This window comes from Arthrobacter sp. MMS24-S77, from assembly GCF_054888235.1.
This window is the reverse complement of the sequence record NZ_JBTZRN010000001.1, coordinates 3,022,811-3,035,836: the sequence shown is the minus strand read 5'-3', so window position 1 is coordinate 3,035,836 and position 13,026 is coordinate 3,022,811. Positions and strand designations below refer to the sequence as shown.

12 protein-coding genes are annotated in these 13,026 nt (G+C 64.1%); 10 read left to right on the top strand and 2 right to left on the bottom strand.

Features of this window, described 5'->3' with window-relative positions:
• Positions 1-144: 144 nt before the first annotated feature.
• The 8 genes from ACX5I4_RS13870 (at position 145) to ACX5I4_RS13835 (ending at position 9,827) form a co-directional block, all read left to right on the top strand.
• The gene (locus tag ACX5I4_RS13870; protein ID WP_461837159.1) at positions 145-1,929 is read left to right on the top strand and encodes a hypothetical protein; all 1,785 of its coding nucleotides are present in this window, start codon (positions 145-147) and stop codon (positions 1,927-1,929) included.
• Positions 1,930-1,965: 36 nt separating this feature from the next.
• Entirely contained in the window at positions 1,966-2,931 is a 966-nt protein-coding gene (locus ACX5I4_RS13865) for a co-chaperone YbbN (RefSeq protein ID WP_461837158.1), read from the top strand.
• Complete coding sequence (locus ACX5I4_RS13860; RefSeq protein ID WP_461837157.1) at positions 2,931-4,034, top strand: NADH:flavin oxidoreductase/NADH oxidase; 1,104 nt, start codon at positions 2,931-2,933, stop codon at positions 4,032-4,034. The genes ACX5I4_RS13865 and ACX5I4_RS13860 overlap by 1 nt, the downstream gene beginning before the upstream one ends.
• Positions 4,035-4,190: 156 nt before the next feature.
• On the top strand, positions 4,191-4,982 hold the full coding sequence (locus tag ACX5I4_RS13855; protein WP_461837156.1) for an ABC transporter ATP-binding protein: 792 nt from the start codon (positions 4,191-4,193) through the stop codon (positions 4,980-4,982).
• Positions 4,964-6,535: a transporter gene (locus tag ACX5I4_RS13850; RefSeq protein WP_461837155.1), complete on the top strand. Its 1,572-nt coding sequence runs from the start codon at positions 4,964-4,966 to the stop codon at positions 6,533-6,535. The genes ACX5I4_RS13855 and ACX5I4_RS13850 overlap by 19 nt, the downstream gene beginning before the upstream one ends.
• Before the next feature lie 92 nt (positions 6,536-6,627).
• A complete protein-coding gene (nagB, locus tag ACX5I4_RS13845) occupies positions 6,628-7,410 on the top strand; it encodes a glucosamine-6-phosphate deaminase (protein WP_461837154.1) in 783 nt (260 codons plus the stop codon).
• A gap of 22 nt (positions 7,411-7,432) precedes the next feature.
• Positions 7,433-7,774 carry a DUF3039 domain-containing protein gene (locus ACX5I4_RS13840; protein ID WP_265977242.1) on the top strand — a complete coding sequence of 114 codons (342 nt, stop codon included), beginning with the start codon at positions 7,433-7,435 and terminating at the stop codon, positions 7,772-7,774.
• 274 nt (positions 7,775-8,048) lie between these two features.
• Positions 8,049-9,827: a DEAD/DEAH box helicase gene (locus ACX5I4_RS13835; protein WP_461837153.1), complete on the top strand. Its 1,779-nt coding sequence runs from the start codon at positions 8,049-8,051 to the stop codon at positions 9,825-9,827.
• A 32-nt stretch (positions 9,828-9,859) separates the two neighbouring features.
• Here ACX5I4_RS13835 and ACX5I4_RS13830 read toward each other — a convergent pair whose 3' ends face one another.
• On the bottom strand, positions 9,860-10,486 hold the full coding sequence (locus ACX5I4_RS13830; protein WP_461837152.1) for an isochorismatase family protein: 627 nt from the start codon (positions 10,484-10,486) through the stop codon (positions 9,860-9,862).
• Positions 10,487-11,815, bottom strand: coding sequence for a nicotinate phosphoribosyltransferase (locus ACX5I4_RS13825; protein WP_461837151.1), 1,329 nt, complete (start codon positions 11,813-11,815; stop codon positions 10,487-10,489). It abuts the gene before it with no gap.
• Positions 11,816-12,029: 214 nt separating this feature from the next.
• Here ACX5I4_RS13825 and clpS point away from each other — a divergent pair, with 214 nt between their 5' ends.
• Both clpS and ACX5I4_RS13815 read left to right on the top strand, forming a co-directional pair.
• A complete protein-coding gene (gene clpS / locus ACX5I4_RS13820; RefSeq protein WP_461838733.1) occupies positions 12,030-12,389 on the top strand; it encodes an ATP-dependent Clp protease adapter ClpS in 360 nt (119 codons plus the stop codon).
• A complete protein-coding gene (locus tag ACX5I4_RS13815) occupies positions 12,382-12,948 on the top strand; it encodes a DUF2017 domain-containing protein (protein WP_461837150.1) in 567 nt (188 codons plus the stop codon). Before clpS ends, ACX5I4_RS13815 begins: the two co-directional genes overlap by 8 nt.
• Positions 12,949-13,026 lie beyond the last annotated feature (78 nt).

Below are 13,026 nucleotides of genomic sequence, written 5' to 3'. Positions count from 1 at the left end.
GATATGATGTTGTTCGCCACACTATCAGCAGGCCGGAATTGGCGGATTCTAGGGGTCAAGCGGTGCGCCGGGGGGCTCAAGGGGAGGACTCCGAACTGACTCTTCGGTAACAAAACCGTTACCCTTGAAGTTCAACGACCGCTGATGATTGGTATTCCTGTGCGATTGAAGACTGCAGTTTCGCTGGTGCTGCTTGGCCTGCTGACACTGTTGGCCGGCATTGGCCAGCTGACCTTTTGGGCTCCGGCCGACACCGTGACCGCGTCCGCTCCCGGCGACGCCAAATCCGCACCGCTGACGGTGATCAACCAAAACGTGCTGACCCACAAGGGCGGTCCCACAAAGATCAGCGTCAAGGGCGATGGCAACTTCGTATTGGCTGTCGGCCGCCCGGATGACGTCGATGCGTGGGTAGGAAAGACCGCACACAACAGCGTCAACGGCGTGTCCGAGGACGGCAAGTCCCTCCAGGTTGCACGCACTGACGGCGAAGCGACCGCTCCCTCCCCGGCCGGATCGGACCTGTGGGTGGAAACAGAGAACGCCAACGGTCAGTTGGACTACACCTTTACTCCACCTGCGAACGGCAACTGGTCGCTGCTCTTGGCCAGCGACGGAACCAAGCCCGCACCTTCATCGGTCTCCGTGACGTTCCCCAACGATGCCACCATGCCGTGGGCCGTGCCGCTCATCGTCATTGGCGCGATCCTCATCGTCGCGGGTGCGGCGCTGCCGTTCGTCAACAAGTTCACCAGCGGCCGAGGCAAGGGCCCCCGCCCAATCGGTCCCACCGGCGGCGCGAACGCTGACGGGAGCACGGAAGCCGACACGGACACTGCTCTCGAGGACACCGCCCGTGGGGACACTGCCGGCGAGGACACCGAGAAGAGCACGGGCAGCGGTCCCGCGCTCCGTGTCTCTGTCGTGGCAGCTGCTGTGGCGGCTGCCCTCGTTGGTGGCACTGCGGCAGTCGCCCAGGCGAGCGAGACTCCTTCTCCCTCAGGATCCCCGACGGCGAGCCCGTCGGGCACTTCCGGGGCCACCGCTGCCCCGGTCCTGGTGGACACGCAACTCAAGCGCATCCTGGACCAAGTCGCCAGCGCCGTGGCCGCTGGCGATGCCGCGCGTGATGCCGCCAAGCTCGCCCCCCGGGTTGACGGCGCTGAGCTACAGGTGCGGACCCAGAACTACAAGATCCGGTCCCAGGTCGCGACGCACGAGGCGCGGATGCCCGTCCGGTCCAGCAAGTTGCTGGGCAGCGTCATCACCACTCAGCGCACTTGGCCGCGCACGGTGATCGCCGTGACACAAGGCGACGGCAATGTTGTACCCCAGGTCCTGACTCTCGTGCAGGCTTCGCCGCGCGAGAACTACAAGCTCAAGGGTACGTCCCCCCTCCAGCCCGGGACGTCCTTCCCTGCGATCCCCTTGGGCGGAACCCAGCAGGTAGCAGCCGGGGACAAGTCCGGGTTGCAGTACAGCGGAACCGAGGCGCTGGCCGCCCTGGGCGATCGCTTGACCAAAGCGGACTCCGCGTTCAAGGACAAGCTGGTGGAGGGGACCAACTCGCCCTACATTGCTGACGTCCTGGACTACCAGGCCAGTACCGTGAAGGCCGGCGCCAATGGAAACTTCACCTTCACCCACACTCCCACTCCGGCGGACACGGCAGTGTTCAGGACGTCCGACGGCGGCGCTGTGGTTGTAGGGAAGCTGGACTTTGATTTCACCAGCAAGCCCAAGGCTGATGGCGACACCCTGACCGTGGACAAGGCTGCGGCAGTACTCGCTGGCGGGGATTCCACGAAGGTAGGCCTCGTGCAGACGTTCGCGGAGTCAGTAGCCGTGTATATTCCGCCGGCCGGTTCGACTGCTCCGATGAAGCTCGTTGCCGCGGTCCGCGGTCTCGTGGGGGCGAGCTTCAAGTAGGCAAATGCCGTTGGCGCAGCGGCTAGAGTGGACGGTATGAGTTCGCCAGGATCCCGTCCCGTCTCTCCAGCCGCTGCCAGCCAGCTCAACCTTCGCGGCGCCGTCGACCTCTCTGCATTGCGGCGCCCCGCGCCGTCGGCATCGAGCGGTGTCCCGGCTGCCTCAGGCGGAAGCAGCGGAAGCAGTCAGCCCCTGCGAGTAGATGCCACCGAGGCCAATTTCCAAGACCTCGTCCAGCTGTCCTCGCAGATTCCCGTCCTTTTCCTCTTGTGGTCCAACCGCTCCTTGGAATCTTCGAATCTGTTGCAGAGCCTCGAAGCCGTTGTCGAAGGCTTCGCCGGCAAAGTGGTGCTCGCCGCGGCGGACGTTGACGCGTTTCCGCAGCTCGCGCAGGCATTCCAGATCCAGGCCATCCCCACCGCCGTCGCGGTGTTGAAAGGCCAGCCTGTGCCGCTCTTTGAGGGGCCCGCCTCGGACGAGGATATCCGCAACCTGATCGATGAACTCCTCAAAGTGGCCGAAGCCAACGGAGTGACGGGCAGCATCGGCGCAGGTGCCCCTGGGGCGGAGGCCCCGCCTTTGCCACCCCTGCATCAAGCAGCCTTCGATGCCATTGAGGCCGGGGACTATGCCGCTGCCGCGATCGCCTACCGCCAGGCGCTTGCCGAGAAGCCAGCTGACGCGGAAGCCAAGGCCGGACTCGCGCAGGTGGAACTGATGGGCCGGCTTGAGTCGTTGACCGCGACAGAAGCCGAATCCCTGCGCCACCAGGCGGCAGAGGAACCGGACAATATCGACGTGCAGCTTAGTGTGGCGGATCTGGACATCTCCGGTGGCCACATCGAGGACGCGTTCAACCGCATCATTGCCTTCATCGGCCGCAACTTCGGGCCCGAGCGCGAAACGGCGCGCGTGCGCATGCTGGAACTGTTCGACGTCGTCGGCATTTCGGACGAACGTGTTGCCAAGGCCCGGCAAGGTCTCGCGCGGGTCCTCTTCTGATGACGCAGCCGGCTTTGTTCAGCCCGCTTCAGTTACGCTCCTTGACTTTGCCGCACAGGGGCTGGGTTTCCCCGATGTGCCAGTACAGTTGCTCGCCCGACGGCGGGGGCGGCGTGCCCGACGATTGGCACCTGGTGCACCTTGGAGCGTTTGCCACGGGCGGCGCCGCACTCATCCTCACCGAGGCGGCAGCGGTCAACCCCGAGGGGCGGATCAGCCCGCGGGACGCAGGGCTGTATACGGACGAGCAGGCGGCCGCTTGGGAGCGGATCGTGGACTTCGTCCACCGCAACAGCCCCATATGCGGCAAGATCGGCGCCCAACTGGCGCACGCCGGCCGCAAGGCTTCGACCTACTGGCCCTTTGCCGAACAGGACGGAACCGTTCCCGAGTCCGACGGCGGCTGGGTCGCCCGGGGTCCCGGGTTCGAAGCCTTTGCCGGGCTCGCCAGCCCCGTTGCCATGAGCGAGGCGGACATCCAGGCCGTGATCTCCGATTTCGCAGGGGCGGCCGTGCGGGCAGTGGACGCGGGTTTCGACACTGTCGAGATCCACGGCGCCCATGGCTACCTCCTGCATGAGTTCCAAAGCCCACTGATCAATAAACGCGATGATTCCTGGGGAGGCAGCGAGGCCGGCCGTAACCGCCTGACGCTTGCGGTCATCGATGCCGTTCGTGCCGTGATCCCCGACTCGATGCCATTGTTGTTGCGGATTTCAGCCAGCGACTGGGCTGATGGTGGTGTGGACATTGACGCCTCGGTGCGTCTGGCCCGGTCGGCGTCCGAGCACGGTGTGGACTTGGTGGATGTCTCGAGCGGCGGCGCTGTGGCCCATCAGCGGATCAAAGCCGGTCCTGGCTACCAGACGGGATTCTCCGAGCAGATCCGGCGCGAGGCGGGCGTCCCCACCGGGGCTGTCGGATTCCTGACGTCCTCCGGGCAAGCCGAACACACCGTTGCCACCGGCCAAGCCGACGGCGTCTTCATGGCCCGCGCGGCACTCCGGGATCCGCACTGGTGGCTTCGTGCAGCTTTTGAACTCGGGTTCTCGTTGGAGTGGGCACCGCAGTATCAGCGCGCGGTTCCGCGGCACAGCTTCTGAGGCCGACCCTGGGCAAGCCTAGTCCTTGGAGATCTAGTCCTTGGAGATCTAGTCCTTGGAGATCTAGTCCTTTGGGATGAGGCAGGTCCGGAAGGCGGTCCGGAGTTCCCCCTCAGGGACGACCCCCGGGAGCCCCGCCGGGACTAGGCTGGCTGCATGAGTGTCCAGCTTCCTGATTCCTCTCCCACCTTCCTGGTGCCTGCACTGGCGCTTCGCGGACTGGCCAAACGCTTCGGCGGCAAGATCGCCGTCGACGGCATCAGCCTGGACGTGCCTGCCGGTTCCTTCTACGGGGTAGTTGGTCCCAACGGTGCGGGCAAGACGACCACATTGTCCATGGCAACGGGGCTCCTACGCCCGGATTTCGGAACTGCCTTCATTCATGGCGTGGACATATGGGCGAAGCCCCTGGAAGCGAAGAAGCTGATGGGGATATTGCCGGACGGTGTGAGGCTCTTCGACAGATTGACCGGCGAACAGCTGGTTACGTATGCAGGCTTGCTACGCGGCATGGACAGGGAAGTCGTCGCCCAGAGGGTTGGCGAACTGCTTGAAGCATTGGATCTCAGCGGCGATGCGGGCACCCTCGTGGTGGACTACTCCGCCGGCATGACAAAGAAGATCGCACTGGCCTCGGCACTCATCCATGCGCCAAGGCTGTTGGTGCTGGACGAGCCCTTTGAATCGGTGGATCCGATATCAGCAGCCAATATCAGGGGGATCCTGGACAATTATGTGTCCTCGGGAGGGACCGTGATCGTCTCAAGCCACGTCATGGACCTGGTCCAGCGCATGTGCGACCACGTTGCCGTGGTGGCTGCGGGCAGGGTGCTGGCGGCCGGAACCGTGGATGAAGTCCGCGACGGCGCTACGCTCGAGGACCGCTTTGTGCAGTTGGTGGGCGGCGGAAACCGGACGGAAGGGCTGGAATGGTTGCGCACCTTCTGAGCCTGAAATGGCGGCTCCTACTGAACGGCTTCCGGCGCAGTCCGGGCCAGATCGTCGGAATCGCGATCGGCGGGCTCTACGCATTGGGAGTCGTGGCAACCCTGATTGCGGCCCTCGTTGCCTTGCGGTGGGCCGATACTGAGACCGCCCATACCGCCGTCGTCCTCGGCGGCGCGGCCGCGACCCTGGGCTGGGCCGTGGTGCCGCTTGTGGCTTCTGCGGCGGACATGACACTGGACCCTTCCCGCTTCACGACCTCGGCGATTCCCATGCGCCAACTGCTGGCCGGCCTCGCCCTCGCCGGCTTCATCGGATTGCCAGGCCTGTCCACCCTATTGGTGGCGCTGTCCACTGCGGCAACATGGTGGCGAAGTGTGCCCGCGGTGGCCGGTGCTGTGCTGGGCGCCGTGTTGGGCGTGCTCAGCTGCGTGGTGCTGTCGAAAGTGGTAACGACGGCGACTGCCAGCCTCGCTGCCTCCCGTCGCTTCAAGGATGCGAGCTCCATTGTGGTCTTTGTGCCGCTTGTCTTGATGGGACCGATAGTGGCCGGCGTCGTCGGGGGAGTGTCCGGTTCCACCGACTATCTCCCCGGACTCGCCCGGACGGTGTCCTGGACCCCGCTCGGGGCTTCCTGGGCCCTTGGCGGAGATTTGGCATCGGGAGATGTCGCAGGCGCCGGCATCAAGACGCTCATCTCCTTGGCCACTCTCCTCGCGTTGTTTGCGTGTTGGAATGCCCTGCTCAAGCAGGCGCTGGTCACTCCGCGATACTCCGGCGGATCAGGAAAACGCGGCGGAAAGCTTGGCCTGTTCGGACTTCTGCCGGCAACTCCCACCGGTGCTGTGGCCGCACGCGCCCTCACCTACTGGCTCCGTGATCCGCGTTATGCAGCCGCGCTGATTGTGGTCCCGTTGTTGCCTGTGATCTTCCTGTTCCAGTCCGGGCAGTCCGGAGGCTACTCCATGTTGATGATCCTCGGACCCTTGGCTGCTTTTGTCCTTTCCTGGTCCATCGCCGCCGATGTTTCCTACGACAACACCGCGTTTGCCTTGCATCTGGCCACCGGGGTCCGCGGCATCCACGACCGGCTTGGCCGGGCCTTGGCTTGCCTGGCATTCGCGCTCCCGGTGGTGCTGATCTTCGCCGTCGGGCCGTTTTTCCTGACGGGAGATTGGGACTGGCTGCCCGGAGTTCTTGGCCTTTCCCTAGGCGTTCTGTTTACCGGCCTCGGCTTGTCTTCCATCGTGTCGGCACGGTACACGTCAAGCGTGCCGTTGCCGGGTGACAGCCCGTTCAAGAAGCCGCCGGGCAACGTTGCCCAGACGCTGGCCGTCCAGTTCGGAGGGATAGCGGTCCTGTTTGTCCTGCTCCTTCCGGAACTTGCTCTTGTGATTGTCCAGTCCGTCACGGGCGATCCCTCGTGGGGGTGGATCAACCTGGCAGTGGGCGCGCTTCTTGGAGTGGTTCTTTTCGTGGCGGGTGTCCGGATCGGCGGCCGCTGGCTTGACCGACGCGGGCCGGAGCTCTTCGCGCAACTGAGCGTCAACCGTTGATTCCATGAACAACTATGACAAGATATGGGACATGGGATAACCTAAAAGTCGAACCAGTCGATCCGGAAACTCAGCGAGAAAGGTCGTGGACCGTGGAAGTTGTCATCCTTCCGGGAAGCAAGCAGATCGGGGCACTTGCCGCAGACGCCATCGAGGCGCTGCTCCGTCGAAAGCCGAACGCTGTCCTGGGCCTGGCCACGGGGTCGTCTCCGCTCCCTGTCTACGACGAGCTTGCCCGCCGCCACCAGGAAAGGGGCCTCGACTTCAGCCAGGCACACGCTTTTGCCCTGGACGAATATGTAGGGCTCGAGCCTGGGCACCGGGAATCGTACCGTGAAGTCATCCGCCGCGAATTCACGGACAGGGTCAACATCGATCCCGCCAACGTCCACAGCCCGGACGGTACGGCAGCCGACCTTCCTGCAGCGTGCCAGGCGTACGAGGACTCCATGCGGGCACTCGGCGGCGTTGACTTGCAGATTCTTGGCGTGGGGACCGACGGCCACATCGGATTCAATGAGCCAGGCTCGTCGCTCGCCTCACGGACCCGGATCAAGACGCTGATCGAGCAGACCCGCAAGGACAACGCCCGTTTCTTCAAGAGCATCGACGACGTCCCGCACCACGTGGTCACGCAGGGGCTCGGAACCATCATGGATGCCCGGCACGTTGTCCTGATTGCCACTGGCGCGCAGAAGGCCCAGGCCGTCCGGGACTTCGTGGAGGGGCCCGTCGCTGCCATCTGCGCCGCATCGGTGCTGCAAATGCACCAGCACGCCACCATCATGATTGATGAAGCTGCCGCCTCCTCGCTCAAGCTCGCCGATTACTACCGCCACACGTATGACAACAAGCCGAAGTGGCAGAGCATCTGATCGCCTAGCTGCAGCGGCTAAGATGGATGGCATGACGACGCTGCCTCCGGACCCATTCGAAAACGATCCCATGCGCGAGCTTTCCGGAGCCGGAACTTCCACTGCAACCATTGAGCGCGAGGAAGTGCGCCAGGAAGTGGAACCCGGTGACCGGGAGCGTTTCTCGCACTATGTCCGCAAGGAAAAGATCATGGAGTCCGCCCTGACAGGCGCACCCGTGATTGCGCTGTGCGGCAAAGTGTGGACTCCTGGCCGCGATCCGCAGAAGTTCCCTGTCTGTCCCGAGTGCAAAGAAATCTATGACGGACTTCGCCCGGGCAACGACGGCGGAGACAAGGGCAGCGGCTCGGGCGACTCCAAGTAGTCAGCAAGTCCCAGCAGTGGGCAATCCCTAGTAGTTGGATATTTCCTAGTAGCAGGCGGGGGAGTGCTTTCTCCTGCCTGTTTGCTGCCCTGCGTGATCCGGCGTATTCGGAAAAGATTGGTGTTTTTGTGGTTATTTGGGTTTCGCTGGCTGCAGCGGCCTTCCTTGGAATCGCCGCTGCCTCGCGCAGTGGCCTGCATGGAGCTGTGCCTGGTGGCGCGGCCCGCGGCTCGATTGCCGCGAGTCAGGCAGACGCCAGGCGGGTGGAATCCGCGTGACTGAAACACTTTTCGGCGGCCCTGCGCTGCCTCCGGCATATCCGGAACGTGCAGCCTGGGGAACCGCCCCGAAACTGCGCGCCTGGCAGCAGGAAGCCCTGGATCTGTACCTGAACACTAACCCCCGCGATTTCCTCGCCGTGGCAACGCCGGGCGCGGGTAAGACCACCTTCGCTCTCCGGATCGCTTCGACGCTCATTGACAACGGAACCGTCAACCGCGTGACGATCGTGGCTCCCACGGACCACCTGAAGCGCCAGTGGGCTGACGCCGCTGCCAGGGTGGGCATTGCCATCGACCCGAACTTCAAGAATTCCGACGGCCAGCACGGTAGGGGGTTTGTCGGCGTCGCGGTGACCTATGCGCAGGTGGCCAGCAAGCCGATGCTCCACCGTGCCAAGACCGAGGCCGCCCGCACGTTGGTCATTCTGGACGAAATCCACCACGGTGGAGAGGCATTGTCCTGGGGCGACGGGTTGAGGGAGGCTTTCGATCCCGCTGCGCGACGCCTGGCCCTTACAGGTACACCGTTTCGTTCCGATACGTCACCCATTCCCTTCGTCGAATATGCCGAAGACCGCGACGGCATCCGCCGGTCGAAGGCGGACTACACCTACGGCTACGGCAACGCCTTGAGGGACCATGTTGTCCGCCCCGTGCTGTTCATGGCGTATTCGGGCCAGATGCGATGGCGTACCAGTGCCGGCGACGAAATGGCTGCTTCCCTCGGCGAGGCCGCCGTGACCAAGGACATCACCTCCCAGGCCTGGCGGACGGCGCTGAACGCCAGCGGCGAATGGATCCCAGCGGTTCTTGCGGCCGCCGACAAGCGCCTTAGTGAGGTGCGCCGTACAGTGCCCGACGCCGGAGGCCTCGTTATTGCGACGGACCACGACGACGCTCGGGCATACGCCGGCCAGCTCAAGAAGATCACGGGTCAGTCGCCCACAGTGATTCTGTCCGATGATTCGAAGGCTTCGCACAAGATCGAGGAGTTCACCGCCAGCGACAAGCGCTGGATGGTAGCCGTCCGCATGGTGTCCGAAGGCGTTGACGTCCCTCGGCTTTCGGTCGGCGTCTACGCGACATCCACCTCCACACCGCTGTTCTTCGCCCAGGCCGTTGGCCGCTTCGTCCGTGCCCGCAAGCGCGGTGAGACGGCATCGGTGTTCCTGCCCTCCGTGCCGCCCCTCATGGCCCTCGCCAACTCCATGGAAGCCGAGCGGGACCACGCCCTGGACCGGCCCGAGAAGGAGGACCCGGACGGTCTCTTCAACCCCGAAGAGAACCTGATGGCCGAGGCCAACCGCGAGGAGAAGGCCTCTGACTCCCTCGAAAAGGGCAAGTTCGAGGCCCTCGATTCCCAGGCGTCCTTTGACCGTGTGCTGTTCGACGGCGGCGAATTCGGTACGGGAGCAGACATCGGTTCCGAGGACGAGCTTGACTTCCTCGGGATTCCCGGGCTTCTTGATGCCGAACAGGTCGGAACCTTGCTCCGTCAACGGCAGCATGATCAACAGTCGCGAAAGAAGCGCCAATCGCCCTTGGCGGCCGCTGCCTCACCCGCGGTTCCGGACCACCGGATGCTGATGGATCTGCGCAACGAGCTTGCCAAGAACGTAGCGGCCTGGTCTGCCCGGACGGGCACCCCGCACGGAGTCGTTCACAACAAGTTGCGCGAGGTGTGCGGCGGGCCGGCCGTCGCCCAAGCGAACGAAGAACAATTGCAGTCGCGGCTGCGCAAGCTTCAGGATTGGTTCATCGGGCGAAAATAGAACCGCTTGGCAGCGTGGCTAGGCTCCCGGCCTCAGCCCTGCCCCAGTTCGACGCCGTTTTCCTCAAGTTCCGCGTAGGTCTCGGCCAGATCTTCCGCGATTCCGGCGGTGAGTTCGCTGATCACTGTCACGGAGTAGCCGGCTTGGACGGCGTCCAAAGCAGTGGCCTTAACGCAATAGTCCGTGGCTATTCCCACCACCACCACTTCTTCCACCCCGTGGCTCTGCAGCCAGTCGTCGAGGCCAAGCGCGTCTTCATCCAGTTCGACGGAGGGGACGGCGCCGGGTGCGAGCTCTCCCATGGGCACTTCGTCTTCAGGCGCGAGGACTCCTTCGAAGCCTGAATAGGCGGCGGTGTACTGTCCCTTGCGGAAGTAGGCCTGGACGTATTCGGCGTCGAGATCCGGGTGGAGCTCGGCGCCCTTGCTCCCCGCGCGGCAATGCGGAGGCCAACTGTCCATCAGGTCCGGCGTGTCCGAAAAATGGCTGCCCGGGTCCACATGCCAATCCTGCGTCGCCACGATGTGGTCGAAATGCTGGTGATTGGCGTCAAGATATTCGCTGATGGCGGCAGCTGTGGCGGCGCCACCTTCCACGGCAAGGGATCCGCCCTCGCAGAAGTCGTTCTGGACGTCGACGATGATCAGGGCCCGGGACATTCAGTCCTCCTCGTAGATGGTGGGGATCGCCGGCTCGCCGCGTTGCAGCCTCCGGACCACCGGTGGGAGTTCAGCCATGGTGGCTGCATGGCGGTCCTGGGCCCGGACCACGCCTTCGTGTCCTGTCCACCCCGGGAGTAGTTCGCCGTTCTTGATGAATTGCTGGAGCAACGGGCGGTCGTTGCCGTCGTCGTCCGGCCGGTGTCCGATGCCTACGATCTCATGTGTTGCGATGCCGTGTTCGTCGAGTTTGCGGAGGGCGTACTTGCGTCCGCCCACGCTGGCCTTGTTCTTGGCAACCTTGGCGACGGAGACGAATTCCCCTGCATCGTTGGTCCGGCTGACCAGCTTGTAGACCATGCTGGCCGTCGGGGCTCCTGATCCGGTGACCAAGGAGGTGCCCACGCCGTACACATCCACCGGGGCCGATTGGAGCGCCGCGATGGCGTATTCATCGAGGTCCGAGGTGACGACAATCCTGGTGTTGACGTTGCCGAGATTGTCCAGAAGCTCGCGAACCCATTGTGCCTGGGCAACCAGGTCTCCGGAATCCAGACGGACCGCCCCGAGCTTGTCACCTGCGAGTTCGACGGCGGTGCGAACCCCGGTCTCGACGTCGTAGGTGTCCACCAGCAGCGTTGTTCCCGGTCCAAAGGCGGAGATCTGCGCTTCGAAGGCCTCGCGCTCGGTATCGTGCAGGAGCGTGAACGAGTGGGCCGCGGTGCCCACGGTCTTGATGCCGTAACGGCGGCCGGCCTCAAGGTTGGACGTGCTCCCAAAACCTGCGATGACGGCGGCGCGTGCGGCCGCCGTCGCGGATTCCTCGTGAGTACGCCGGGAGCCCATCTCGATGCAGGGCCGGTTTCCGGCGGCGCTGGTCATGCGGGAGGCGGCCGAAGCGATGGCGGTGTCGTGGTTGAGCACCGACAGGATGTACGTTTCCAGGATGCACGCTTCCGCGAACGTGGATTCGACGATCAGGATGGGGGAGCCGGGGAAGTACGCTTCACCCTCGGGATAGCCCCAAATGTCCCCGGAGAACCTGTAGTCGGCGAGGAAGTCCAAGGTTTGCCTGTCCACCACTTTGTGCTGGTCCAGGAACGCGAGCTCGGCGTCGCCGAAACGGAAGTCCTTGATTCCCTCGAGCAGCCGGCCGGTGCCGGCGACGATGCCGTAGCGGCGGCCATCGGGCAGGCGGCGGGCGAAGGCCTCGAAGACCGAGCGCCGGTTCGCTGCCCCGGAATGGAGGGCAGCTTCCAGCATTGTTAGCTCATAGTGATCGGTGTACAACGACGTGCGGGGATGGTCCCAGGCGACGGATCTACTCACGAATTCACTCTAGTCCCCACCGGCTCCCACGTCTCGCTCCGCTCGACCTGGGGCCCTCGCCGGTGTGGGCCCACCACCGGCTCCCACGTCTCGCTCCGCTCGACCTGGGGCCCTCGCCGGTGTGGGCCCACCCACCGGCTCCCACGTCTCGCCGATGTGGGCCCACCCATCACCATTAGAATGGACAGATGACCACTACCGTCGCCCCCGGCACCTGCGCAGCCACAGACATAGGCTTAAGGGAGAGGAACGGACGGACACCGCGGAGCAGTCGTCCACCGACCTCCTCAGCGCTGCTGACATCCCTTGGAACCTGGTGATCTGGAACGATCCCGTCAATCTCATGAGCTATGTGAGTTATGTGTTCCAGAGCTACTTCGGCTACTCCGAGGCGAAATCCAACAAGCTCATGCTCGAGGTCCATAGAAAGGGCCGTTCCATCGTCGCGTACGGTGGCAAGGAACAGGTTGAGCAGCACGCGGTCGCCATGCACGGCTACGGTTTGTGGGCAACGGTTGAAAAGGCGAGCAGCAGCGGCGAGGGCCGGGGACGCAAGGGCGGCGCACGTGGCTAAGGCTTTCAAGTACGGACTCAAAGGCATCACCGGCTACCTTGAGCCCGCCGAGCGGGAACTCCTGCGCGGCCTTCTGGACGATGTCATTTCCATGCTGGAACCACAGTTGTCCCGGGATGAAGACCCTTTGACGGCCTTGATCGGCCTGGACATGAACGTCAAGGAACCGTCCGATCGCGCTTTGCTGAGGTTGCTGCCAAACGTCATGAAGGACGACGACGCCGCTTCCCTCGAGTTCCGCCAGCTCACCGAGCGCTCGCTGCGGGAAGGAAAAATCGGTGCGCTTCGGGCCGCGGCGATGGGCCTGGACCGCAACGAGCTCGTGCTTACCCCGGAGGAGGCCAAGCTCTGGTCCATGGCGCTCAACGACGTCCGCCTGGTGCTGGCCGAGCGCCTCGATATCCGCGACGAAGCCGATGCCGACCATGTCCACGCCATGCAGGACTGGTCCCAGGCCGAAGACGTAGAGAGCTATCTGGCGCTCGTGTACAACTTCACTACGTGGCTCCAGGAATCGCTGGTGCAGGCCATGATGGCATCGATGGACCGGAAATCCTGAGGTGGTACCAGGGGTGCTCGCGGCCTTCCGTGTGACAAAACAGACACGAGGCCCCCGCCACAAGTCATGGCTGCGGCA

What these genes read in the sequence shown, in the direction of transcription:
- ACX5I4_RS13870 (WP_461837159.1), top strand. Translation starts at nt 145, where the DNA reads ATGATTGGTATTCCTGTGCGATTGAAGACTGCAGTTTCGCTGGTGCTG.
- ACX5I4_RS13865 (WP_461837158.1), top strand. Translation starts at nt 1,966, where the DNA reads ATGAGTTCGCCAGGATCCCGTCCCGTCTCTCCAGCCGCTGCCAGCCAG.
- ACX5I4_RS13860 (WP_461837157.1), top strand. Translation starts at nt 2,931, where the DNA reads ATGACGCAGCCGGCTTTGTTCAGCCCGCTTCAGTTACGCTCCTTGACT.
- ACX5I4_RS13855 (WP_461837156.1), top strand. Translation starts at nt 4,191, where the DNA reads ATGAGTGTCCAGCTTCCTGATTCCTCTCCCACCTTCCTGGTGCCTGCA.
- ACX5I4_RS13850 (WP_461837155.1), top strand. Translation starts at nt 4,964, where the DNA reads ATGGTTGCGCACCTTCTGAGCCTGAAATGGCGGCTCCTACTGAACGGC.
- ACX5I4_RS13840 (WP_265977242.1), top strand. Translation starts at nt 7,433, where the DNA reads ATGGATGGCATGACGACGCTGCCTCCGGACCCATTCGAAAACGATCCC.
- ACX5I4_RS13830 (WP_461837152.1), bottom strand. Translation starts at nt 10,486, where the DNA reads ATGTCCCGGGCCCTGATCATCGTCGACGTCCAGAACGACTTCTGCGAG.